This window comes from Cytobacillus sp. Hz8, from assembly GCF_042263505.1.
GTDB lineage: Bacteria > Bacillota > Bacilli > Bacillales > Cytobacillaceae > Bacillus_BE.
In genome coordinates, this window is sequence record NZ_JBHKFI010000016.1 from 60199 (window position 1) to 83660 (window position 23462).

Genomic DNA, 23462 nt, shown 5'->3' on the forward strand with positions numbered 1-23462 from the left:
TAAGTCAGGTGGTAACCCGTCCAAATCCACTAATAAAGGACATCACTCATGGACAAGATTACACGAAAAACTTCATTTGGACAATGGTTTTCACCAATAAATTCGAAGGTTTTTGAGGAACAAGTGAAAACATTGCAATTAGATTTCTATACGAAAAAATTAACGACCGAGTCTTTCCAAAGTTACTGCTTTTTGCGCAGTTACAGGAAGTCGAGAGTCTTCATGCACTAAGTGACTATCTTTTCGATGACAAGCTTCAAAAGGCAATCGACCTTGACTCTATTAGTATTTCTCAGTTATCAAAACGATTAAATGGGTTGAATCCCGACCTTTTCCAAAGTCTTTTTCTCGATTTAGTATCACAAATTCATGCTAAAACGCATTATACGAAACTTGTGATGCCATTAAAAATCATCGATTCAAGCAAGTTGCCACTGAATTTGACAAATCATAAATGGGCAAAATTCCGGAAAACAAAGGCAGGAGTGAAACTGCACCTGCATCTTGTATTTATGGAAAAAGGCACATCTTATCCTGAAAAAGCCGTTATGACAACAGCAAAAGAACATGACCGTGGTCAGCTTGAAATCATGGTAGATGACAAAGAATGCATGTATGTGTTCGACCGTGGTTACTTAGATTACGAACGTTTTGATCGAATGACAGATGATGGCTACTTTTTTCTTTCAAGGCTACGGAAAAATGCTGTAATACGAGAAGTTTACAACTTTAAGCTGCCCGAAAACACGTCTGTTTTATCGGATCAAATGGAACTGATAGGTACGACACAAAATCGTGCTGAAAATTACTTTCGCCTAATAAAAGTCTTAGATTCAAAAGGAAATGAACTCCATTTGATCACGAATCGTTTTGATTTAAGTGCCGAAGAAATCTCAGAGATGTACAAATCACGCTGGGCCATTGAATTGTGTTTCAAATGGATCAAACAACATCTCAGCATTAAAAAGTTCTACGGTCAGAGCGAATGGGCGATTCAAAACCAAGTATTTATCGCACTTATTGTTTTTTGCCTACATGTACTCGCACAAATCGAAACAAGAAGTAAGCGAAAAACCTTACAAATTAGTTGTTAGATTTGCATTCAAACTGCCCCTCCTGTTCAAGGATTATCAATTGTTTTTGGGATACAGCAACATAGTTCAACGACTTTTTCGTGTTACGGTAAATAATGTTCCTCAGGTCTAAAGTAATGTCTCGTTTATTGCGGAAAGAAGATTCCCCCATTTCAATTTCAAATTCATGTCCATAGCTTAAGAACACTTTCGTGTGCTTGTTGCCCAGTCGCTTGGTATACTTTACATGAGATAAAGCAAACCAGACGCAATTTTCTTTTTTATACGACTTTGTAGGGAATAGCCAAATGTCCAATGAGGCATCGATTTTGATTGGGTACATCTTTCTGTTTCCACCTAATAACTCCCTCGAACTCCTCAGCGCACCTATGAAGTTTGATCCATAGCTGAGAAGCGACTTGTCAATAAGCTTGATAGGTGACATTGAGACTAAAAAGCTATCATCACCTTCAATAACAAATGTGAATAATTCTCCATTTTCATTCCATTCACCGTAGAATAGAACTGTTTTTTCATTAATTAAGTAGTTATTCCTAATTTTCATTGTTAAACCCTCCTTCGTTTTGTTGATTCTTCCTTTCATCTTAGAACTATAAAATTATTGCGAAAAAGGGTATACTAACATAAAGTTGGTATACCCAACTCGATAAATCCCATAGGTACTGTCTGCCAGACTGTGTTACCTATGGGATTTTTATTTGATTTCTCACATTCTACTCACCCCCTTGTTCCTCGAGCCAATTAACAAGCTTTTCAATATTTCCTTTGTCGTTAGCCAGATAATAATAGCCTGCTCTAGCAGTGCCCCTAAACTCTTTCCATATGGGATTCTGTCTATTAAAGTCCACATCTTTTAACCTGCGCATTCGCTTAAATAATTCTTGTTCTCGCTCTTCTAATCCCTTTTTCCCCAAGCCCTTATTTGCAAAATAAGCAACACTAACAAGTAATGGATGATTTGCCAGCATCGATATTTGAAAATTACCTATTTTTTCCGGTGAGTATAAACGAAATAATTCATGAAACCATGTGTTAATCAATTGGACATAATCCTCCGCACGCAAATGAGGTTCATAACGCTCCTCTATCGTCCTGAAGACCATTCTTCCGGTAAGAAATATCGCTACAATTTGACGCAAGTGTGACAAAGATAGCAACTTTTTATTGGCTGGTCTTATCACTGCTCTTTTTTCGATTTCAACACCTGCTGTCTTTAATTGTGTATTCATTTTTAGAATAGTGTTGGTTATAATGTTCAATTCTTTTCTCGAGTCAAAGGCAATTCTTTTTGATAGAGCCACCTTTTTCCCTTTTGTATTTAGGTCAATATAGAGTTGATCCGATTCTTCCTGTGACAGCCCTTCAAAAATTTGTATGGCCACCTCCGTATGTTGTGCAAAATGAATGAGCTTGTACCCTTTTTTCATTTCCTCATGATGATCACTTTTTGCCACTCTGTATCCCGTTTCTTCAATTTGACAAAATGCTGCTAGTCTTTGGCTACCATCTATAATGGTCAATTCTTGAGGCTTTTCAGTCCCGAGATAAGCAACATTCGCCACCAATGGTGGAAAATAAATTTGTTCGGTTAATACGTTTTCCAAAATGTATCTTTTTATTGCTCTCACATGCAGTTTGTTTACCTGGCGCAATTTCACTTGCCCATTATTGATCAGGGCTGACAACTCATTAAGTGTATAAGTTACGATCGATTGTCGCTTAGAGAATACTTCGTTGATGATCATGACATTCAATCCTTTCTTTATTTAGAATTGCCAAAAATTTCACTGCTGTTCTTTGGATTGAAGTAGTGGATGAGTGATTTGTTATTTTTCTCGATGTGGAATCATATAGATGGGAAAAAAGTGGGTCATCATGTTGCCACGTGCAGTATTGTTTAAGTTGCTTAAGCTGCATAATTGCTTTTTGATGAGGAATGGAATGTTTCTTGTTGAGTTCATAGATTGTAAGAGCCAACGCAACTTGAATTCCCGTGAGACCCGTCACATATTTCTTTCGGTTAGCCATTTGTTTAGGGAATAAATGCAGCCATGATTCAAAAAATGCCAAAGAGATAGCCATTACTTCGTCAGGTGTATAGCTTCCAAAATTTGCGTTGCCTTTTTTGACTGTTAAATTCCCTTCGAATAAGGCTAACAAACATTTCCTCATAATTGTAAGTGAAGTAACAGCTGAGTTTTGGTATGTAAGTCGGGATAATTCTTGTTCAATTTCAAATTGATGTTCCAGTTGTTTTGCTACCTGTCTCGTTAATTCCGTATAGGTGTCTCGATGATCGTATTTCATAATTAATCCTATATGTGCTTCTTTTCGCTCCGTATTAATGTCAGTAAACATCTGCTGTTCATCTTGTGTAGAGAGGTCCAAATATACTTGCATCGCTATCGGATATTCCTTCAACTTCTCAATGTAATCTTGAATGGTTCGCGCTTCGTTTATATTTCCAGCCTCTTCTGCCGTTTCTTTTTGTGATATCAAATGACTTAAAGCAGATGACAGTGCTGAGGCGCGATGTTGCCCATCTAAGATGTAAAGCTTGCTCCCTGGCTGTAGCTCCCAGCCATGTTCCGTCTTCTTAATGGCTCCCCTAGCCGAGAAAACAAATGGCGAAAAATAAAAATCAATGTTCTTTAAAGATTCTAATATAAATTGTCTTATTTCCACCCTTCTAATCGGGTCCAATTTGCGTTGTACCTCTGGATCTACCTCAAATAATGCCTCCAGTGTAGAAAAACGAATTTGGGTTGCCAGTACTTTTTTGCCAAATTGATTATAGCCGATTCCTTCAATGATGGTTTTAAAGTCATTATTTGACAATTTCATCACCCTCCTGAAAATATTATAAATTTTACCAAATGTAAATGTAAATCATATTTTGTTGTCTATTTCGATATTGAACTCTAACGAATTACTTGTTTTTTGTCTCAATTCTGTAAAACATTGACAATTTTATATTAAGACGATATAATATTATATTTCTTTTATAAAAAATTCTAATTCTGCTTGTTCTTCATCAAAATGATATAAAAACATTGCTATTTAACCCTATAGTAATGTTTTTAACCAAAAAATTTTGAATATTTTGTGAACATTAAAAATTTACTCACCAATCATTCATAATAGTGAAAAACACTATTTATACGTTCTTTGCTCTCATATTTTTTGTTGAAAAGAGCCTCTTTTTTAAAACAAGAAAATCTATGCTAAATTTATTGATCAAGTCAAATAGACGGCAAAAGGCATTTGGAAAAGATTACTTCCCAAATGCCTTTCAATTTAATGCATTTCTTTTTTACTAATCTTATAAAATTAATCCTATATCATAACAGAACAACCATCAGGAATATTTTTTTCTAGACATAAAATATGAAGATTAATTTCCTTGGGCTTGTCAACTAAAGTGTGTAAGTTATTCTAAGTACTTTTACCCCTATATCTTTCAATTCATTATATCCAAATTCTACAGCCTTCTGAATAATCGCTTTTAGTTTATCTTGTTTACTTAAAGTATTTTTTATATTAATAAATCTCTCCACATATCGCTCTCTAGATTTTGTTAACTTCGTCTCAGATAAATCATATTCGCCTTCATCATCAATATAATATTCTGTTATATAGCCCTTTTCAAATAAATCATCCAATGCCTCAATAAACTTCTCAGCATCTATATCAAAATCCTCATGATATATATCTACCAAATCAGGATATTCTTTTTAAGATTCAATATATATTGCCAACAATACCTTTTCCTTTAAACCCAAATTTATTCATATACACTCCCCATAAAAAATTTATTTACAATAATTTCAACTTCGACAAAAAACCTTTTCGGCTATTCCCCCTCATAGGCTTTCCATTCAGGTACGCCTAGATTTATAAGATTGCGTACTTTTGTCTTTGGCTTCTTCCAGTTTTTCCATAAGCACATGCGAAGCCTTCTCCGAATCCAACCATCTAATTCGCTGAATACAGATTTCGTATCAGCTAGCGCAAAATATCCACACCACCCTATTAAATATTGATTCAATTTCTGAATCCTATATTCCATCGGATAGGGTATCTTTCTTGAGGTGATTTCTCGTACTTTCTTCTTCATTCGTTTTAGGCCTTTCTTTGCGACACGGACTTTTGGCTCTTTAGAAGAGGTGAAGCTAAACCCTAGAAACTTCCGTTTCCATGGTCGGTCTACTGCTAACTTCATCTCATTCACTTTTAAGCGGAGTTTCCCCTCAATGAATAGTTGAATGCTTGCCATTGTTCGTTCTCCTGCGTAACGAACGAATCTATGTCCTCTGGCTTCTAATTCCTTGTCTGGTTCATCTAAGACAATGTTAGAAAGCAGTGGACTCAGAGGTCCTCCTTGTGGTGTTCCCTCTTCTGCACTCGAAACAACTCCGTTAATCATGACACCAACTTGTAGGTATTTGCGAATGAGCTTTAGTAATGGTTTATCGTTGATTCTTTTCGCTAGTGTGCTCATGAGTCTGTCATGGTTTACCTTTTTGTCAAAGAACTTTTCTAGGTCCATGTCTACCACCCATCTGTATCCATCTTTGATATATGCTTTTGCTTTCCTAACTGCATCATGGCACTTCGGTTTGGGCGAAACCCATAACTATGTTTGGAGAACATTGGGTCATATACCTTCGATAGTACTTGGGCAATGGCTTGTTGAATCAAACGATCTGTCACAGTTGGAATACCTAACAACCGAATACCGCCATCAGGTTTCGGGATTTCGACTCTTCGGACAGGCATTGGTTCATAGATACCCTTGAGAATTGCCTCTCTGATGGATGACCAGTTTTCGAGTATGTGCTGTCGTAGGATTTGTACGGGCATCATATCTACTCCATGGCTTCCTTTATTCTGTTCTACTCGCTTCAATGCTTGGAGCATATTCTCCCGTGACAGGATTTGATTCATAAGCATCGTTATTTCTTTCCTTCCGTGAATAGCGTATCTTCTTATAACAGTCGTCACTCCATCCTCCAAGAGGTCCCCCACGGGATTCACCGTTTCCTTCCTCAAGTGAGGTACTACGTTTTCTGTGTTCGTCATGACTCACTGAATGCCAAGGGCTATTCTCTCTTAATTGTTCGGTCCTTCCAAATCGTTCTAGACCGATTCGTACTATGACCTCGGCTGACTTCTGATGGTTCAACTACTTATCGCTAAGTAGGTTATGAAGGGTACTTCACGTATCCATCAGACCTCCCTGGGTAAGAGTGTAATCTTTCCTTCCACCTATCTGCTTCATTTACTCCGTATCACCTTTGGCAGAATGGACTTTGTTTTGTACTGCAAACTCATCCAATGATACCAAGCCTTATATGAAATTCGTGTTCCTCAGACCGGAAGTTTGCCGCTCGCTTCCTTCAGATTCCGCGTCACCACGGACACCCTTGCGTTAAGCTAACCACTACTTCTGCCTTCGCGGCTCGGGACTTTCACCCTAGAGATTACACCCATGCCGGGCGCACAATAAAAGAATCTGACTATTAGTCAGATTCTTCATGTAATTACTATTATTTGTAGCTTCCATACGTAGGATTTGTTAAAACATAATTCCCTGAATTTATAACAGTTGTTATATTGACTTTCTCAAATGTTCCTGCAGTTACTAAAAACCAAGAATTGTTCAATTTTAAATACATCTCTGCATGATTATGCCCAGCTACTATCATATTAGTGTATCCTGCATAGTCGTAAAAAGCTGACTTAGCTTGAGCAAATGCATCACAATCTCCTATGTTCTTGTAGAGTACTTGATATGCAGAATTTGGTGCTCCTGTTAGTGGGTCGTTTACCCCATCTACTACTTGTGCAAATAACACTTGTATTTTATATACTTTTCCATATCAGATTTACTTACTTTAGCACTTACCAAATCTGCTAATGCATTCTCAGCCGAAGCTAATCCTACATTTCTGTCACTTCTATCACTCTTATCTCCACTCCACCTTGCTCCTTTTAAATACTCATAATAATACTGTTCATAATCCTCTCCACCAAATGATATATTATCTACATATTTCATCTTTTCTTCCATTTTTTTCAACACTGCATCGTATTCAGCTTGGCTTTTTGAAGCATATGTGTGTGTTCCAAACTTAACTTTGATACCTCCAACAGTATTTGATGCCTTCTGTGTTGTGAAGGTGACGGATTTGTATGTTGTAGAATAATGACTTGTTGTGCCAAACATTTTGTTGACTAGTTTATATGATACCATTAGGGTTGTGCCACATTTTTGTGTTTTGATTGGTAGGACATATGATTTGCCGTTGACTGTAGCTTTGGTGCTGTTTAACGTTACTACTACTTTTGTTTTACCTTTTACCGCTGTCATGGTTTTGCTTGTGTGTGTTACTTTGGCTCCGAATGATGCGAATACGGAACTCATTGGAACTAAGACTTGTTTTTCTTTGTAGATGGATGGTTGTTTGTAGGACTTGGTTGAGCCGTTTATGATTGTTTTGAGCTTTGTGTAAGATGCGGCTTGGCTAATAATCGTTCTGTTTCCTATTATTGCTGACTTCGACAGTAACCGCTTTAATTGTGGCTGGCATTGATACCCCAAGGAATAGCGTAAGAGCTAAACCAGTCTTGATTACTTTTATGCATAGTTAGGCCTCCCTTTAAATCTCTTCTATTTTGTTTAAAATGTCCATCAATTCTATTTCCCAGTTTTTCAATATGTAAGAAATAATTTTAATAAAATCCTCTATCATAATCGCTCTACACCATTTAGGTAAGTTCGATAAAAATAATAAAATTATTTGGTACATATTACCTATTTTATAATTAGATTATTTCTTATTCAATACTTTTAGAATAAATCTTTGAATTATATAAAAACTCAAGCTTGGGTGTAAGCTTGAATTTTTTATAGGGTAAATGAACTACTTTTCGATTATTTTAATGTGATCAACGTACAGTATTCCACATGGTGTTGTTATAGAAAAATGATACTAATACGCGTAAATATTGATTTTGCGTAAAGTTGTACCCCCTATAACCAAGGGGGTATTAATGTTCTGTGATTTATATTTATACGCAAAATTATCAATTCTCGCCCAGTTGTATGCTACTCTATATAATTTTAACCTATTTTTGAAGTTCAGCTCAAAGCCACACACCACCTGCGCTAGTAGTGCTACCATCAGCTTCACTTTAGTAAACGCTCTCCTACGGCTGTCTCAGACGATAATGAGAGAAAAAAATTTGTTTTTCACTTTCATTAAATATCCAAAGCATCAAGTAACGGAGTATATCCGCTAAATGGACAAAATTCCATTCGCATTACCGTTGTTGTTTGGCTTGTAGGGATGTAGACCTCCCTACCCCTGCTTCTAGAAATTTTATTGTTGTATTGCTAATCGTTATACAAAAGTATACAATAAAGAAAAACGAAAGGTGGAATGATTATGGCAGCTAAAACCGCAAATATCCTCGCTCGTGTTGAACCGGAAATAAAAGAAAAAGCTGAAGCAATCATGGCTCAATTGGGAGTGCCAGCTTCTGTTGTCATCAATATGCTTTACAAACAAATCATTATGACAAAGAGTATCCCATTCTCTCTTTCCATTCCCACTGTACCTATTGCTCTCGATGAAATGGATGCAGCACAATTCGATGCCATGATGCAAGCTGGATTTGAAGATGCTAAAGCAAACCATTCCCGTCCTGCAGCCGATGTATTTGCAGACTTAAGACGGGAGTTATAATCTATGGGTGAAACCTACGTTGTAAAAATCACAACACACGCACAGGAACAGATGCAGGAAATCACACATTACATTGCTTCTGAACTGAAAGCCCCGGATGCAGCACTACGTCTATTGGATGCATTAGAGAATGCGATTTCCTCTCTCTCCGAATTCCCACAGCGAATTACCCTTACCGAAGAAGAACCGTGGCACATCTATGGAATCCGAAAAATGCCTGTTAAAAATTTTCTAGTCTACTTCTGGATAGACAAGAATCATTTTAAAGTACAGGTAACCGCTGTTGTTTACGGAAAACGTGAACAGATACGACAGCTTTCACAGATGGATATGGAATAAAACAAATTAAAGTAGCCTTTCAACGCTATGTTGAAAGGGTTTCCACTTTATTTTTCACGCTAACTCCACATTAATAAAAGAGTCACCACCCGAAATTTGTCGAAGTTCTTCGACAGGAGTCGGGTGGTGACAGGCACTTATTTAATATCATAAAGTGTTCAAGAGAAGCAGTTTGCGTTAAATTTCAAAATCCGTTACTTCATAATATCCACAATTTTCTTTGCATGTTTTCTACATGAAAGACTAAACAATACAGCTATTAGTATAAATATTAAAGCTAGTATCCATTGTTTTTGAAATGCAGCTAAAACAGTAGTTATCAAGAACAACGTCAGCGTAGTCCTTGATAACGCATATTCTCTTGAGAGTGTACTTAAAATTGGGTATTGCTTTTTACAATCGTTAAACTTTTTATAATCATTGTCAAATGGAATAGCTTTAGTTTTTTTTAGTATGGGTTCGGTTACTATAGAGCCAATTCTATTAATTATATAACCTATCTCATAAATGACTGAAAAAAAGCTAATTGTGATTATAGTTTCTGAACCAAAACTAATTTTAGGAAAGGCATTTGAAATAAGTAAATGTAAAAAAGTGTTGATATAAATAAATATACAGCAGCCAACGAAAATAAATCCAGTTAAAAGCATGTTTAATATATTGTAAAACGGTATTTTAGTCTCCATTAATACCCTTCCTGATTCATTGATACCGTACAACTATTTGTAGTAACAGTAAATGAAATTGTCCCATCGTTTCTTGTCGTCAAAACATATCGTTCTTTTCCATAAAGTTTAGCACCTCTACCTTTATATAATTGAGCTGTTTTCTCTTGTGTAGTATGAACAATAGATTTATCCGAGACAATTGTTAAATAAGGATTTACAAGCTTAAAGAAAGAATCACAATATTCACCCGTCCTACCATGGTGAGGGGCAAGTAATGCTGTAGCATTTGATATCTTATTTTTTATATCACAATAATTTATTTCTATCATATTTTGTAATATTGATTTTGGATTATCTCCCGTTAATATAAATTTGTAACCTTCATAATTTATTATAATTATACTCGAAAAAGTATTCAGATCGTCTTTAGTAGTCCAACTGTCAGCGGAGGATATAATTTCTATATCTACTCCACCATTATTACTTGAATAAAGAGGATTTTCACCAGTGCCAATCGGATTGCTATATTCACGATTCATTTTATTTGCATAATCCGCAATCTCTTTATGTAGTGCTGTGTTTTGAGTGGGTATAATATCAAAAGCACCCTTGGGTCTTTGTAATACTCGAGGCTTTAAAATATTGTATAATTGTGGTAAATCATAGATGTGATCTTCATGGGGATGTGTAATTATTAATTCATCAATATTGCCGCCATAATATCTTAAATATTTGTTCCTGATATAAGAGGTAATGCTTTTATATGTTTTGGACCCAATATCAACCAAAATGTGTTTGTTATTCAGCGTTATAATATGAGTACAGCTTCCATGTTCAACATCATAAAAATTGATTGTCATTTCCATTTGCAATCCCTCCTATACACTTAAAGTTCCAATATATGTGCCATATGTATTTGATTTGTTCTCGTCTTCTAAATAAGAAACACTGTAATTTTTATTGGAAACATATACATGTACTTTTGAAGATTCACATTCAAAAATGATATCTCCAGCGGTATTTTGAGTAATGGTGTTATACCCGTTATAATAGTTTAAGTTTTCAGAAGGTGCTTCCCCAATAACAATAATCTGAGGTTGTAGTTGATTTAGGATATCGGTAGGAACTTTTCCTGAATCACGACCATGATGTGGTGCAAATAAAATATCGATTTTTTTCCAGTCTATCTCATCTTTAATTTTACCTAAAAACGTATTTTCAATATCTCCCATCCACATTACGGTTGCACCACCGTTAAAAGAATATGTAAATATGGGCGATATATTGTTAGGGCTTTTGCCGTCCTTGGCATTTGATAGTGCATTTTTATATTCTGAATTATCCACGATAGGCCATTGGATATTTATTCCGGATGAACCATAGTTTTTACCATCGTTTTTATCATTTTTATTCATCCATTTCCTTTTACATCCTTTATAAAGATAAAAAGCTTTGCTGGAATCACGCAATTTGCAGTATCTATCAAAATCCACAGATTCATCTGTTTTAGTAGCTTCATTTTTTACACAGTAAAAATTTATGATACCTATCTTGTCATCTAAATACTCTAATCCACAGATATGATCGTCGTCTGGGTGGGTAGATATAAAACGTGTAATATCTTTACCTTTAGATTCCGTAATAATTTCATTAACAATGGCATCTTTATTGTCATCGTCTAAACAGCAATCAATTATTGTGAAATTACTACTCCCATGCTTAATGTAAAATGTATCTCCGTTTCCAACAGAGAACGATTTAATAACACTCATAATCTATACCCCCCATCAAAATTTAAATTATGGTCTGAATTATTTTCTCTTACTTTATTTTATATTTTTGCTGTCCGGAAGAAGTTTTCTCAAATACTTGTATAAAATCTTTTAATGAATTCACGCGATTTAGAAATAATATACCTAGCAAAAGACGTTGATTGCGAGGAATACGGTTCCATTCATAACCTTTAAAAAGATCTTTAACAAGAAAAATCTCACCCTGTTTTAACCTTTCTGTTTCTTTAATTGCAACATTTAAAAGCTCATTTACATCTTGCATTAATGAACCCCCATATGATATTGATGTCAACAATGTTATTGATATGATTATATCGCAAATATGTAATTATTTCTATTAATTTAACAATATTCTATATAAAAAGAGAATGTCAGCTAAAAACCGACATTCTCTCATCATTGCCTAGTCTTAAATTTGCCCTACACTGCGTAATAAAGACATGCCTGAACACTCTTGTCCACGCATGCATTAAACATGTCTACACACTCCATGTCCAATACAACTGAAACATCAATTTTATTTTTTAAAACCTTATTCCTAAAATCATCGCCACCCGTGGTAAAAGTAGTATATCGTGCAAAGTGCTGAAAACTCAGGATTTGTACATATCTTTCCTTTGCATTCCTACTTCACACTCCACGTGCGAAATCACATAACTCTTATACAAAAAATCAAAAGAGTTTTGATGATATAAGCTTATGGCGAAATCTATTCCCTTGGAGTGTAAGCCACTACGTCCATTCACCGGGCAGCGTTTCACACCAATAATTAGACCTTAAGCAAGCCACGGAATCCCCTCGCAGCATAGTAGGAATTTGCTCCATTATGGTACACAAAGACAGTGTCGTAGCGACGATCACAAAAGATGGCCCCACCTAGTTTTCTAATATTAGTAGGTGTTTTTACCCTGCTCGATGTTTTCGTATCAAAGTTTCCAAGTTTCTGCAGCTCCCGGTATTGTTCTTCCGTTAAAATCTCAATACCCATATCAGCAGCCATATCAATAGCGTTGTTTTGTGGTTTATGTCGTTTCCTTGACTCTAGCGCTTCACGATCGTAACAAACACTTCTCCGCCCTTTAGGACTTTCTTTTGAACAATCATAAAAAATGTATTCCCCGCCTTTTGATCATAAACAATAACATCCGGCTCTCCGCCAGTTCTTTCCATTTCAAAAAGCGACCACAGTTTTTCTGTATTAGTTTCTAGCTTTTCTTGTACTTTAGCCCATTCAATTTCTTTATGGAGATTCATGTTTTTCTCAAAACGTGCTTTCAATATTTTGAGTATTTCTTCATGTTGATCTGGTGACAACTTTCTATTTTCATTATTCATACTCAAACCTCCTTGGACTCCAACTACCTAATTATAGTTATACCTTGCATACTACAACTATCTTTACATGAGCCATCAGTTCTTCATTATAACAATATAACAGAATATTTATGTAACAATCACAATTTATTGTAGTTCCATTTTTTAACCCATTATCTCCAGCAGAGCACATGTCCCACAGAGTGTCTTTATCTTGTCTCGATTATCAATCAAAGATCCTTAACTCCTCATAAAACTTACTCAAGAATTGCTTGATTCACAGGCTATTCGTGTAACCTAGTGCGCCCTTCTCCTGATATCGTTTCTAGCACTACCATACTTTAACTAGATACGCCCTTTCCTATAGTACTTCGATACGTACTGATATTAGGAAGTAGTACATAACCTGCAATACAGTAGTAACGAGTCTTTAAAAAAAAAACAATTGATACCCTGCTGACGAAAGGACTCTATTCTCGTCCTCCAGTGATACCCCGGCTCAGTCGATTGATTTTATCAATCATCAAGCCTTCTTAACAGGTTGGTTTGGAAAACGACGTTCCTTAACCGCTATGGAAATTGGTGATATCACCTTAAATATGAACAAAATGAATTTACATGTGGATTGAAGCTTAGATTTAGACAGGCGACTCATTCAGAGAGGGTACGGAAATTTATTATTATGGGGATGGAGATGTCCGATAAACATATCAATTCATTTCAGTCCATATTCCGTGAAGAAAAACTAAATTCATTCATATTATGGAAGTCACTCGTTACAACTCTACCAAGGCTCCTTTTTCTTACAAATTAATAATGTATCAAGTGCAGTTATCAACACAATAACGATTGCTTTTTATGGAACCACTCTAAGGGTTAGTGCCAGAAAAGATCTTGCCTTAAAATATGTGACGCTGACTGCAGATCTTTTAAGATATGCGGGAGATGGAGCAAACCTAATGATTGATATGAAATAGCTGAAAGAACCGCCCACTGCAAGTAACCGCAGGGATTTAACAAAAGATTTAAGGATTAAATAATGGTGTTGGTGTGTAAGAAAAACCGGGCAAAAACCGAGACCACTGAAAAAGTACGAATGAAATGTAAATTAGGACGTTCAACTACAATATGTTGAAGATTAACGTTTTTTATCTACTAGTTATAGATGTTCGGAGAGTTTGTTTTTTGTGACTAAATACTTTTTCAGCAATCTCTAAAATCCTCCCAGTCCTTTAATTGGTGTATCTTCTACCAGGCTGTGCCCCTTAACTGTACCAGATAATAGGTAAAACACTCAGCATTTAAGCAAAATGGGGCCGCTTCTCACAAAAAAAGCGACCCTTTTCAGCATATTATTGACCTGTTTCTATTGCACCTTTAATAACCTCTTGAGGAATCGTAATCTCCTTAATTTGGTTATGTTCTACATACTGACCTTTTAAATCCTGCACAAGTTTAACCGTTTTGCCTTCAACAGACATTTCCAGTTCCATGTTGACATTTAATGCTGTTGGGTAGAATGTCTTTTTATCAATATGAATTTCGTAATCCATTTTGTTGATTTTCATATTTTCAAAGACTTTGGCAGAATCCCCCATTCCCGCAGGCAATGTCTTTTGAATCGTTTCCTTTAAGAAATCAGTATATTTCTCGCCAGATGCATTTAATAATAGAATGTAACTTTTATCGTCTTGTTGGAATTTAAAATCATCGACAAATTTCTTTAAGTTCGCGATTTCTGCCGCTGGGTTCGTTTCTTGGTCAGATACTTTCACTAATTGATCCATCATTTCAGCTGGGAACTTCATCCAAGTTTGAGTAGTTGGGTCATAATAATACATGCCGTCTTTGGAAAAATAAGTTTCCATATCCATGACTTTTTCAGATCCAGGCATCTTTATACTCATTTTTTGATGGAAAGCCATTGGATCCTGAACAACATCCATTTCAATATTTGAATCTACATTCTCATTAAGAGCTTCATCTTGATCAGAGCTCATGTCTTGCTTCATATTCATTTTCACTTTAAAACTTTTTAATTCTTTAGAGGCCTCGGCTGTTTTTTCAAAAACTTGCTCTAAAGTCAACCCGGATGGCTCTTTGTTCTTAGATCCTTCCTGTTTGTTCACAGGTTCAGCCTTAGAATTACAGGCAGCCAGCATCAAAACCATGAACACTCCTATTAAAATCGATAAACCCTTTTTCACACTTTCACACCCCTTTTTTTTATTCGAACAGTCAATACGACCTATTCATTATAAAAGTTTCACTGGAAAAATGCCCCATACTTATTTCCTATTTTTTCATTTATGGGATTATTATCAACTTGTTTTATGGAAATTAGAGATGACGGAGGGGTGAAATGATGGGTTTAAGTGCAATTCTTCACAACCACTCTTTTGGTATATTTTATAAGAAATAGTTCATCCCCTATTCCAAAGTAAAAAGCACTCGAAAATAAGTGCTTTTTCTTGAACTGACGAACTTTCATCATTATTCTATTAATTTTATCAACGCACAGCACTCCACATGGCTTGTACTCGGAAACATATCCACCGGCTGCACCTCTACCGTCCTATACCCACCATCCTCCAAAATCCGCAAGTCTCTTGCAAGAGTGGCAGGGTTACAAGACACATACACAACCTTCTTCGGTTTCATCTCAATAATAGTGTTCAGCAGTGCCTCATCACAGCCTTTGCGCGGAGGATCTACGACTAATATATCAGCCGTATTCCCTTCCTTATACCACTTTGGAATCACGATCTCTGCTTCACCAACCGCAAACTCGGCATTTGTGATTCCGTTCAATTCCGCATTTCTTCTGGCGTCATCAATCGCTTCTGGAACGACCTCAACGCCAAACACTCTCTTTGCCTTTTGCGCTAAAAATAGAGAAATCGTGCCAATTCCGCAATAGGCATCAATAACCTTTTCTTCCCCTGTTAGTCCGGCATACTCCAATGCCTTATCATATAAAACCTTCGTCTGGACCGGATTCACCTGATAAAAGGACAAGGCAGAAATCGCGAATTTTACATCCCCGATATAGTCATAAATCACTTCATTCCCCCACAGAACAGTGGTTTGATCCCCCATAATCACATTTGTTCTTTTGAAATTAACGTTATGAACAATGGATTTTATCTGCGGAAGACGTTCCAGAATTTTTTCGATGATTTCATTCTTATGAGGGAGCTCTCTCGTTCTCGTAATGATGACCACCATCAGCTCTCCCGTCTTCATTCCATAGCGCGCCATGATATGACGCAAAACGCCTGTATGGTTTTCTTCATTATAAGCTTGAATTCCAAACTTACGACAAGTCTCTTTCACCACATTGACCGCTTCATTGATTTCAGGTGTGTGAATCAAACTTTCATTCGTATCAACAATCTCATGACTTCTCGGCTTAAAAAAACCAGCAATCAGCTCCCCGTTTCTTTCTCCCACAGGGACCTGTGCCTTATTGCGATAATGCCAAGGATTCTCCATTCCTAGAATAGGGTGAACCTTTACATTTTCAAGTTTGCCAATACGCTTCAAAACTTGCTCTACTTGATTTTGCTTATACTTCAACTGTCCCTCGTAATTCATATGCTGAAGCTGACAGCCGCCATATTTATGAGACTCAGAACGAGCTACATCTACCCGATAAAAGCTCTTTTCATGAATTTCGATTAATCGTCCAATGCCATAGCCTTTATTAACTTTTATCACCTTAATCTGGCCCTTTTCCCCAGGTAAAGCACCGGGTACAAATAGAGGATATCCCTCCACCTTGGCAACCCCTGCACCATCATGGGTTAAATCTTCAAAAACTACATCTATGTATTCATTTTTCTGAACTGGTAATGTTCTGCTCATGCTAAACTTCCTTTGCTTTAGAATCCACTGTCTTCTTAACTAGCAAGATTGTATCATAATATCGGAATGAACATGAAATTTTGTATTAAAAAAACCAGCCTCTGACCATTCGGCCTAAATAAAGCTGGCTTCCATCTTATCATTATTGGTCATCCCATTCATCGGGAAGATCCTGTCTCCTGATTTTATCCAATGGGACACATACCTCAAAATGGCGATATAAGTTCACAAATTCAGCTGGCAGCAATCCACCGAATTCTCCATCTAAGTTGAGCTGAACCTTTTCTTCGGAAGTCACCTTTATTCGATTTGCTTGGGTATAAATGACATTGGAATCATTAATATGTTCACCTCTTATTGCAAGGGTTGCAACCCGAATAAATTCAGCGAGATTCACCTTTTTCAAAATTAGTAAAGAAAATAATCCATCATTAATAGAAGAATCCGGTGCAAGCTTTTCAAATCCGCCTACGGAGTTCGTTAATCCAACGAGAAACATCATCGCTTCCCCTTCAAAAAGCTTTCCATCATACTCAATCTTCAGATCCGAAGCACGAATGGACGGAAGCATCTCGATGCCCTTTAAATAATACGCTAATTGTCCAATCATCGTTTTCAGCTTACTGGGAACTTCATAGGTCAATTCTGTTAAACGGCCGCCACCTGCGATATTGATAAAATATTTATCGTTGATTCTGCCGATATCGACTGGAATTGTTTCTCCTCTAGCTATAATATCCGCTGCTTTTAAAATATCCCGAGGTATTTGTAATGCTCTAGCAAAGTCATTTGTTGTTCCAACTGGGATGACGCCAAGGCGAGGACGATATTCCTGCTCAGCTAATCCATTGACCACTTCATTAATGGTTCCATCTCCACCCGCTGCAATCACAAGATCATATTGTCGGTTCACTGCAATTTTTGCAGCAACAGTTGCATCTCCTGCTCCTGTCGTTGCATGGCAAGAGGTCTCATATCCGGCATGCTCCAACTTTTGCAACACATCCGGTAGATTTTTTTTGAAAATTTCCCGACCAGAAGTTGGATTATAAATAATTCTTGCTCTTTTCATTACCATCCATCCTAATTAAAAAGATAAAGTGAAACCCTCTTGAAAAAGAACCATTTCACGTTTTTTTGTTAAATCATCTTCATCTATATTCCACCTTTATCATAATAACTCAAATGATTAAGACAAAGCAATTTTTCAAATCAATGTATCCATTAATAAATGATTCTTTGCACCTCTTCAACTAGCTCCTTCATGAAGTTCTTTACGGAAGTTTCCTTAACCAAACGGATGCCTTGTCCTGCCCAAAGGGACATGAATTCCCGATTATTTTGTTCAGCAGCTTTCTTCCGAAGTCTATTGGTTAAATAGTGCTGGACGGGATATGACGGAAGTTCGGGATTTCTTGCCTCCATCTTTTCCATAAACTGATTATAAATCCCTCGGGCATTCTTACCGGAGAAAGCCTTCGTAAGTCTCGTTTTATCCTCCGTTGCCTCCAAAACAGCTTCTTTATAGGCAGGATGGGCCCCGCTTTCATGGCAGCAAAGAAACGCTGTTCCAAGCTGAACAGCATCTGCTCCTAACACAAGCGAAGCGGCAATTCCCCTTGCGTCCATAATGCCACCCGCTGCAATGATTGGCACACGAACGCGATCCGCTACCTGAGGAATCAGCGCCATTAATCCAATAAATCCACTCTTTTCAGAATGAAAGGTGCCTCTATGCCCCCCTGCTTCACTCCCTTGGACAACAATCATATCCATTCCGTTCTCTTCCAGCTCCACTGCCTCCTCGACATTAGTCGCCGTTCCAATCACCAGACAGCCTTGGTTCTTCAATTCTTGGAGAATATCCTGATCAGGAATGCCAAACGTAAAGCTACAAACAGGAACCTTTTCTTGTAAAACTTCCTCAACCTGGGCTAAAAAAAGCCTCTCCAAGTCTTGTTCAACTAGCTGATCGTCTTTTCTTTCTAGCTGTAAAGCATCCTCAAATTCTGAGAGAATCTCCCTCATGGCATTCATTTGTTCCTCATTCACTTGAATCTCCTTTGGTGGAACAAATAAATTAACTCCAAAAGGTCTTGCTGTCTGCGATTTTATTCTCCTAATCTCATTTCTTATTTCTTCTGGCTTTAAATAGCCAGCTCCTAAATTACCTAGTCCTCCATTATTAGAGACCTCACTAACCAATTCAGCTGTGGTAATTCCACCCGCCATAGGCGCTTGAAAAATTGGATAGTCAATATGTAGTTGCATTGTAGACTTATTCTGATTCCAGCTCACTTATCAACACCTACTCCTTATTTCTTAAAATCTACTTCTTTACACATTCTTTTTTCATCTTCAAAACCCTTCTAATAATTTTATTTTTTCGATTTATTGTAATTTTCAATATTAATTTAGATGCATTTCCCTATTTTCTAATAGAATGTTTTATTATTCTATCGTTATAAAGATGTTAAAGTATTGCATATATATTCAGAACGATATAAAGTGAAACTTCCATCAGTGGGGGTTTTCGACGCACAGGACGTGAAGTGTGCAGACTTATGTGTTGACGTCGCGCTTTTAGTCTGCCATTCATCCCCCACTGATGGTTAGTCACGCAAAGCCTGATTGACTTTTCTAAGGGCTGAAGCCCAAAGAAAAATCTTATTTCACTTATCACGCTCATAACGCCACGTCCTGTGGCTTCGCCTGACTAGGACCTTAATCCCTCGTCGGACCTTTACGGACAGTTGATCTCCCACTTATCTTCTTCGTATTCTCAGAATCTTGAAGTGGGAGTCTTACTGTCCGTTAAGAGTGGGATAAATTAGTTTTTCAAAATAACAAAAGGGAAGGATATTTATAGAATTTTGTTCCGCAAAAATACTTTTAACAAGGAATATGCACTTTTTGAACGATTAGCTGATCATTGCGGCAACCCTTGCCTAGGATCAAAATAGCACGATTCTTGACTTAGTCGCCTATGCTTGGGCGGGATTTGGTGCTTCATTCGGACCGGTTATTCTATTAAGCTTATATTGGAGAAAAATGGCCAACTGGGGAGCCTACTGGCATGATTGTCGGAGCTGTTACGGTTATTGTATGGAGCAATCTGACAAAGGCTGAGATTATTCCCTTTGAATTATATGAAATTGTTCCAGGCTTTATCGTAAATTTAGTGGTTTCATTTATGGCCAGCAACATGACCTTCCAACATAATTACAAAATTGAAGAAGAGTTTAATGAAAGTGTGAAATTATTAAAAGCGGAGAAATAAGAAATACATCGATTCGACAAATAAGTCTCTCATTTCCTTGCTATTTCCTAAAATATTTCTACTTTCCTGGGAAATATTGAATATTTCTGTCGAACGAAAAAAGGCGATATCTTCTTGTATTTTGAAGATATCACCTTTTCCTATTCTTATCGTTTTTGCATTTCCTGCTGCAGTAATTTATTGACTAGCGGTGGATTAGCCTGTCCCTTTGTTGCTTTCATAATTTGTCCAACTAAAAATCCAATCGCCTTTTGTTTTCCATTTTTGAAATCTTCAATAGATTGGGGATTTTGGTCAAGGATTTGATCAATAATCGCTAATAATGCCCCTTCATCGGAAATTTGCACTAAGCCTTTTTCCTTCACAATTTGTTCTGCATCTCCGCCATTTTCAATCAATTCCTTAAAGACTTTCTTTGCAATTTTTGAAGAAATCGTACCACTCTCGATTAGCTTAATCATTCCTGCGAGTCCTTGAGGAGTTAATGCGATCTCTGCTAGAGTCTTTTGCTCTGCTTTTAAATAGGCAGAAATATCACCCATTACCCAGTTTGACGCAAGCTTGGCATCAGCCCCTGCAGCTACTGTTTCCTCGAAGAAATCTGCCATTTCTTTAGTTGCCGTTAGGACATCCGCATCATAGGCCGGTAAGCCCCATTCTTCGATGTAGCGTTTTTCCCTTGCATCCGGTAGCTCTGGAATTTCCGCCTGAACGCGTGCTTTCCAGTCCTCATCAATGTAGATATCTAATAAATCAGGCTCTGGGAAATAGCGGTAGTCATCTGAACCCTCTTTAACACGCATTAAGATAGTGGTATTTGTTGCTTCGTCATATCTGCGTGTTTCTTGCTCAATTACATCACCAGAGCTTAATACTTCCTTCTGACGAAATTCTTCATATTCTAATCCTTTGCGAACAAAGTTAAAGGAGTTTAAATTCTTCAACTCGGTTTTGGTTCCGAATTCTTCTTGGCCAACTGGTCGAATGGAGATGTTGGCATCACAACGAAGAGACCCTTCTTCCATTTTACAATCGGAAACTCCTGTGTAAAGAATAATGGATTTAAGCTTCTCTAAATAAGCATACGCTTCATTAGGTGTACGGATATCCGGTTCTGATACAATTTCAATTAATGGTGTCCCTTGACGGTTGTAATCACATAATGAATATCCATTTCCGTGGTTTAATTTCCCGGCATCTTCTTCTAAGTGGATGCGTGTAATGCCAATTCTTTTCTTATATCCGTCTACTTCAATATCAATCCATCCATGCTCCCCAATTGGTTTATCAAACTGAGATATTTGGTAGGCCTTTGGATTATCTGGATAAAAATAATTTTTGCGGTCAAATTTTGTGATTTCTGCAATTTGGCAATTTAATGCGATTGCTGCCTTCATTCCAAATTCCACTGCTTTTTTATTTACGACTGGCAGTACCCCAGGATACCCTAAATCAATCACACTTGTATTTGTATTTGGTTCTGCACCAAAGTGATTTGGACTAGAAGAGAAGATTTTTGAATCAGTTTTCAATTCAACATGGACTTCAAGACCAATAACCGTTTCATAATTCATTTTCTCTCACCCCTTACAATTCTGGTTTTTGTTTATGATAATTAGTCGCTTGTTCAAATGCATGAGCTACACGATAAACCGTACTTTCATCAAAATGTTTACCGATAATTTGTAAGCCTAGTGGTAAGCCGTTATTGGATAAGCCACAAGGAACTGAAATTCCTGGAACACCAGCAAGGTTAACAGGAATAGTTAAGATATCATTCGCATACATCGTTAAAGGATCGGCAATGTTTTCACCAATCTTGAAAGCTGGCGTTGGCGTTGTTGGTCCAACAATCACATCATATTTGCTAAATACATCTTCAAAGTCCTTCTTAATTAATGTCCGCACCTTTTGAGCTTTTTTATAATAAGCATCATAATAACCAGAGCTTAAGGCAAAAGTTCCGAGCATGATTCTTCTTTTCACTTCATCCCCGAATCCTTCTGCTCTTGAGTTTTTATAAAGATCCATTAGAGTATCTGAATTTGGTGAACGATAGCCATAGCGTACGCCATCAAAACGAGATAAATTCGCAGATGCTTCTGAAGAGGAAAGCAAGTAATAAGTTGCTAATGCGTATTTAGAATGCGGAAGCGAAACCTCTTCATAGGTTGCTCCAAGCTTTTCTAATACATTTAAAGCGGAACGCACGGATTCCCGTACTTCTTCAGCAACACCTTCCCCTAAATATTCCTTCGGTACTGCAATACGAAGACCTTTCACATCCCCCGTCAAAGAGCTTACAAAATTGGGTACTTCGACAGGAGCAGAAGTGGAATCCATTGGATCGACCCCTGATATTGCCTGTAAAAGATAGGCATTATCTTCAACATTGCGAGTAATTGGCCCTATTTGATCTAAAGAAGAAGCAAAGGCAACTAGACCAAAACGGGAAACTCGTCCATAAGTTGGCTTCAACCCAACTACACCGCAGAAAGAAGCTGGCTGGCGAATAGAGCCCCCTGTATCTGAACCAAGAGAAAATGGAACTTCTCCCGCAGCAACAGATGCTGCTGAACCACCTGAAGAGCCTCCAGGAACGGTCTCTAAATTCCAAGGGTTTTTCGTTACTTTAAATCCAGAGTTCTCTGTTGAAGAGCCCATTGCAAATTCATCCATATTTAATTTCCCAATTGTAATGGTTTCCGCTTCCTGTAGCTTTTGCGTCACAGTTGCATCATAAATAGGATCAAAGTTTCCTAGAATCTTACTGGCACAGGTTGTCCGTAATCCTTTGGTCACAATATTATCCTTGAGCCCAATTGGCATTCCAAATAAAAGTCCCTTTGATTCATCGGTATCTATTTTTTCATCTAATTTCTTGGCGGTTTGTCGAGCTTTTTCTTCATCTAATGTTAAAAAAGCTTGTACTTTGTCTTCTACCTCATTAATTCTTTTATACGATTCATCAACAAGGTCTGAAACGGAAATTTCTTTTTTATGTAAAAGTGCATGTAAATCCGCCAATTTCTGGTCAAACAAACTCATGATTTTCCCTCCTTATTCGATAATGGCTGGAACCTTAATCTGTCCATTCTCATGTTTAGGTGCATTTTTCAATACTTCCTCACGTGGTAAACCTTTGCCTGGTATATCCTCTCTCATCACATTTTTCATATCCAATACATGAGAAGTTGGTTCTACCTGATCAGTGTCTACTTCATTTAGCAATTCAGCAAAGGAAATAATCGCATCTAATTGCGTCGTAAATTTTTGTGCTTCCTCTTCCGTTATCGCTAATCTTGCCAAATTCGCCACATGTTTTACTTGGTCGATTGAAATTCTTGACATTCCTC

Annotated in this window: 23 protein-coding genes and 2 pseudogenes; 5 read left to right on the forward strand and 20 right to left on the reverse strand. The window is 37.1% G+C overall.

Features of this window, described 5'->3' with window-relative positions:
* Nucleotides 1–48 precede the first annotated feature (48 nt).
* Nucleotides 49–1088, forward strand: a pseudogene (locus ACE38V_RS17265) (IS4 family transposase); the annotation flags it as partial.
* Here ACE38V_RS17265 and ACE38V_RS17270 read toward each other — a convergent pair.
* The 8 genes from ACE38V_RS17270 to ACE38V_RS17305 all read right to left on the reverse strand — a co-directional run bounded on the left by ACE38V_RS17270 (nt 1084) and on the right by ACE38V_RS17305 (nt 7698).
* Nucleotides 1084–1677, reverse strand: coding sequence for a competence protein ComK (locus tag ACE38V_RS17270; protein WP_375843162.1), 594 nt, complete (start codon nt 1675–1677; stop codon nt 1084–1086). The pseudogene ACE38V_RS17265 and the gene ACE38V_RS17270 sit on opposite strands and share 5 nt — an antisense overlap.
* A 130-nt stretch (nt 1678–1807) precedes the next feature.
* Complete coding sequence (locus ACE38V_RS17275; protein ID WP_375843164.1) at nt 1808–2839, reverse strand: DNA sulfur modification protein DndB; 1032 nt, start codon at nt 2837–2839, stop codon at nt 1808–1810.
* Nucleotides 2814–3932, reverse strand: a complete 1119-nt coding sequence (locus tag ACE38V_RS17280; RefSeq protein ID WP_375843166.1) for a DNA sulfur modification protein DndB — start codon at nt 3930–3932, stop codon at nt 2814–2816. The genes ACE38V_RS17275 and ACE38V_RS17280 overlap by 26 nt, the downstream gene beginning before the upstream one ends.
* A gap of 578 nt (nt 3933–4510) precedes the next feature.
* Nucleotides 4511–4813 carry a hypothetical protein gene (locus tag ACE38V_RS17285; RefSeq protein WP_375843168.1) on the reverse strand — a complete coding sequence of 101 codons (303 nt, stop codon included), beginning with the start codon at nt 4811–4813 and terminating at the stop codon, nt 4511–4513.
* Between the two features lie 134 nt (nt 4814–4947).
* Nucleotides 4948–5643 carry a group II intron maturase-specific domain-containing protein gene (locus ACE38V_RS17290; RefSeq protein ID WP_375843170.1) on the reverse strand — a complete coding sequence of 232 codons (696 nt, stop codon included), beginning with the start codon at nt 5641–5643 and terminating at the stop codon, nt 4948–4950.
* 2 nt (nt 5644–5645) lie between these two features.
* The gene (locus ACE38V_RS17295; protein WP_375843172.1) at nt 5646–6098 is read right to left on the reverse strand and encodes a reverse transcriptase domain-containing protein; all 453 of its coding nucleotides are present in this window, start codon (nt 6096–6098) and stop codon (nt 5646–5648) included.
* A 545-nt stretch (nt 6099–6643) separates the two neighbouring features.
* The gene (locus tag ACE38V_RS17300; protein WP_375843174.1) at nt 6644–6952 is read right to left on the reverse strand and encodes a hypothetical protein; all 309 of its coding nucleotides are present in this window, start codon (nt 6950–6952) and stop codon (nt 6644–6646) included.
* Nucleotides 6934–7698, reverse strand: coding sequence for a stalk domain-containing protein (locus tag ACE38V_RS17305; RefSeq protein ID WP_375843175.1), 765 nt, complete (start codon nt 7696–7698; stop codon nt 6934–6936). The genes ACE38V_RS17300 and ACE38V_RS17305 overlap by 19 nt, the downstream gene beginning before the upstream one ends.
* 847 nt (nt 7699–8545) lie before the next feature.
* On the opposite strand from ACE38V_RS17305, the gene ACE38V_RS17310 reads away from it, so the two are divergent.
* Nucleotides 8546–8845: a type II toxin-antitoxin system RelB/DinJ family antitoxin gene (locus ACE38V_RS17310; RefSeq protein WP_375843177.1), complete on the forward strand. Its 300-nt coding sequence runs from the start codon at nt 8546–8548 to the stop codon at nt 8843–8845.
* Between the two features lie 3 nt (nt 8846–8848).
* Entirely contained in the window at nt 8849–9184 is a 336-nt protein-coding gene (locus ACE38V_RS17315) for a type II toxin-antitoxin system RelE/ParE family toxin (protein ID WP_375843179.1), read from the forward strand.
* Between the two features lie 194 nt (nt 9185–9378).
* Here the strand turns inward: ACE38V_RS17315 and ACE38V_RS17320 are convergent, their stop codons facing one another.
* The 9 genes and pseudogenes from ACE38V_RS17320 to ACE38V_RS17360 all read right to left on the reverse strand — a co-directional run bounded on the left by ACE38V_RS17320 (nt 9379) and on the right by ACE38V_RS17360 (nt 19124).
* Nucleotides 9379–9870 (reverse strand): hypothetical protein, encoded by a 492-nt coding sequence (locus ACE38V_RS17320; protein ID WP_375843181.1) that lies wholly within the window; start codon nt 9868–9870, stop codon nt 9379–9381.
* Nucleotides 9870–10718: a ComEC/Rec2 family competence protein gene (locus ACE38V_RS17325; RefSeq protein ID WP_375843183.1), complete on the reverse strand. Its 849-nt coding sequence runs from the start codon at nt 10716–10718 to the stop codon at nt 9870–9872. Before ACE38V_RS17325 ends, ACE38V_RS17320 begins: the two co-directional genes overlap by 1 nt.
* A 12-nt stretch (nt 10719–10730) precedes the next feature.
* On the reverse strand, nt 10731–11624 hold the full coding sequence (locus ACE38V_RS17330) for an MBL fold metallo-hydrolase (RefSeq protein ID WP_375843185.1): 894 nt from the start codon (nt 11622–11624) through the stop codon (nt 10731–10733).
* 49 nt (nt 11625–11673) lie between these two features.
* Complete coding sequence (locus ACE38V_RS17335; protein WP_375843187.1) at nt 11674–11907, reverse strand: single-stranded DNA-binding protein; 234 nt, start codon at nt 11905–11907, stop codon at nt 11674–11676.
* Between the two features lie 507 nt (nt 11908–12414).
* Nucleotides 12415–12980, reverse strand: a pseudogene (locus ACE38V_RS17340) (DUF4256 domain-containing protein).
* A 1331-nt stretch (nt 12981–14311) separates the two neighbouring features.
* Nucleotides 14312–15166 (reverse strand): DUF6612 family protein, encoded by an 855-nt coding sequence (locus ACE38V_RS17345; protein ID WP_375843189.1) that lies wholly within the window; start codon nt 15164–15166, stop codon nt 14312–14314.
* Nucleotides 15167–15452: 286 nt separating this feature from the next.
* Nucleotides 15453–16826: a 23S rRNA (uracil(1939)-C(5))-methyltransferase RlmD gene (rlmD, locus tag ACE38V_RS17350; RefSeq protein WP_375843191.1), complete on the reverse strand. Its 1374-nt coding sequence runs from the start codon at nt 16824–16826 to the stop codon at nt 15453–15455.
* A 142-nt stretch (nt 16827–16968) separates the two neighbouring features.
* A complete protein-coding gene (locus ACE38V_RS17355) occupies nt 16969–17898 on the reverse strand; it encodes a diacylglycerol kinase (RefSeq protein ID WP_375843192.1) in 930 nt (309 codons plus the stop codon).
* 152 nt (nt 17899–18050) lie between these two features.
* Nucleotides 18051–19124: an NAD(P)H-dependent flavin oxidoreductase gene (locus ACE38V_RS17360; protein ID WP_375843194.1), complete on the reverse strand. Its 1074-nt coding sequence runs from the start codon at nt 19122–19124 to the stop codon at nt 18051–18053.
* Between the two features lie 669 nt (nt 19125–19793).
* On the opposite strand from ACE38V_RS17360, the gene ACE38V_RS17365 reads away from it, so the two are divergent.
* Both ACE38V_RS17365 and ACE38V_RS17370 read left to right on the forward strand, forming a co-directional pair.
* Nucleotides 19794–19955 (forward strand): sodium:solute symporter family transporter, encoded by a 162-nt coding sequence (locus ACE38V_RS17365; RefSeq protein ID WP_375843248.1) that lies wholly within the window; start codon nt 19794–19796, stop codon nt 19953–19955.
* On the forward strand, nt 19903–20106 hold the full coding sequence (locus ACE38V_RS17370) for a hypothetical protein (protein ID WP_375843196.1): 204 nt from the start codon (nt 19903–19905) through the stop codon (nt 20104–20106). Before ACE38V_RS17365 ends, ACE38V_RS17370 begins: the two co-directional genes overlap by 53 nt.
* A 146-nt stretch (nt 20107–20252) precedes the next feature.
* Here the strand turns inward: ACE38V_RS17370 and gatB are convergent, their stop codons facing one another.
* From gatB to gatC, 3 genes are read right to left on the reverse strand one after another with little or no spacing between them, the layout of a single operon-like run.
* Entirely contained in the window at nt 20253–21680 is a 1428-nt protein-coding gene (gatB, locus tag ACE38V_RS17375; protein WP_375843197.1) for an Asp-tRNA(Asn)/Glu-tRNA(Gln) amidotransferase subunit GatB, read from the reverse strand.
* Nucleotides 21681–21693: 13 nt separating this feature from the next.
* Entirely contained in the window at nt 21694–23154 is a 1461-nt protein-coding gene (gene gatA / locus ACE38V_RS17380) for an Asp-tRNA(Asn)/Glu-tRNA(Gln) amidotransferase subunit GatA (RefSeq protein WP_375843199.1), read from the reverse strand.
* A 12-nt stretch (nt 23155–23166) separates the two neighbouring features.
* Nucleotides 23167–23457 carry an Asp-tRNA(Asn)/Glu-tRNA(Gln) amidotransferase subunit GatC gene (gene gatC / locus ACE38V_RS17385; protein ID WP_375843201.1) on the reverse strand — a complete coding sequence of 97 codons (291 nt, stop codon included), beginning with the start codon at nt 23455–23457 and terminating at the stop codon, nt 23167–23169.
* Nucleotides 23458–23462 lie beyond the last annotated feature (5 nt).

What these genes read in the sequence shown, in the direction of transcription:
- ACE38V_RS17270 (WP_375843162.1), bottom strand. Translation starts at nt 1,677, where the DNA reads ATGAAAGGAAGAATCAACAAAACGAAGGAGGGTTTAACAATGAAAATT.
- ACE38V_RS17275 (WP_375843164.1), bottom strand. Translation starts at nt 2,839, where the DNA reads ATGATCATCAACGAAGTATTCTCTAAGCGACAATCGATCGTAACTTAT.
- ACE38V_RS17290 (WP_375843170.1), bottom strand. Translation starts at nt 5,643, where the DNA reads ATGGACCTAGAAAAGTTCTTTGACAAAAAGGTAAACCATGACAGACTC.
- ACE38V_RS17310 (WP_375843177.1), top strand. Translation starts at nt 8,546, where the DNA reads ATGGCAGCTAAAACCGCAAATATCCTCGCTCGTGTTGAACCGGAAATA.
- ACE38V_RS17315 (WP_375843179.1), top strand. Translation starts at nt 8,849, where the DNA reads ATGGGTGAAACCTACGTTGTAAAAATCACAACACACGCACAGGAACAG.
- ACE38V_RS17320 (WP_375843181.1), bottom strand. Translation starts at nt 9,870, where the DNA reads ATGGAGACTAAAATACCGTTTTACAATATATTAAACATGCTTTTAACT.
- ACE38V_RS17325 (WP_375843183.1), bottom strand. Translation starts at nt 10,718, where the DNA reads ATGGAAATGACAATCAATTTTTATGATGTTGAACATGGAAGCTGTACT.
- ACE38V_RS17330 (WP_375843185.1), bottom strand. Translation starts at nt 11,624, where the DNA reads ATGAGTGTTATTAAATCGTTCTCTGTTGGAAACGGAGATACATTTTAC.
- ACE38V_RS17335 (WP_375843187.1), bottom strand. Translation starts at nt 11,907, where the DNA reads ATGCAAGATGTAAATGAGCTTTTAAATGTTGCAATTAAAGAAACAGAA.
- rlmD (WP_375843191.1), bottom strand. Translation starts at nt 16,826, where the DNA reads ATGAGCAGAACATTACCAGTTCAGAAAAATGAATACATAGATGTAGTT.
- ACE38V_RS17355 (WP_375843192.1), bottom strand. Translation starts at nt 17,898, where the DNA reads ATGAAAAGAGCAAGAATTATTTATAATCCAACTTCTGGTCGGGAAATT.
- ACE38V_RS17370 (WP_375843196.1), top strand. Translation starts at nt 19,903, where the DNA reads ATGATTGTCGGAGCTGTTACGGTTATTGTATGGAGCAATCTGACAAAG.
- gatB (WP_375843197.1), bottom strand. Translation starts at nt 21,680, where the DNA reads ATGAATTATGAAACGGTTATTGGTCTTGAAGTCCATGTTGAATTGAAA.
- gatA (WP_375843199.1), bottom strand. Translation starts at nt 23,154, where the DNA reads ATGAGTTTGTTTGACCAGAAATTGGCGGATTTACATGCACTTTTACAT.
- gatC (WP_375843201.1), bottom strand. Translation starts at nt 23,457, where the DNA reads ATGTCAAGAATTTCAATCGACCAAGTAAAACATGTGGCGAATTTGGCA.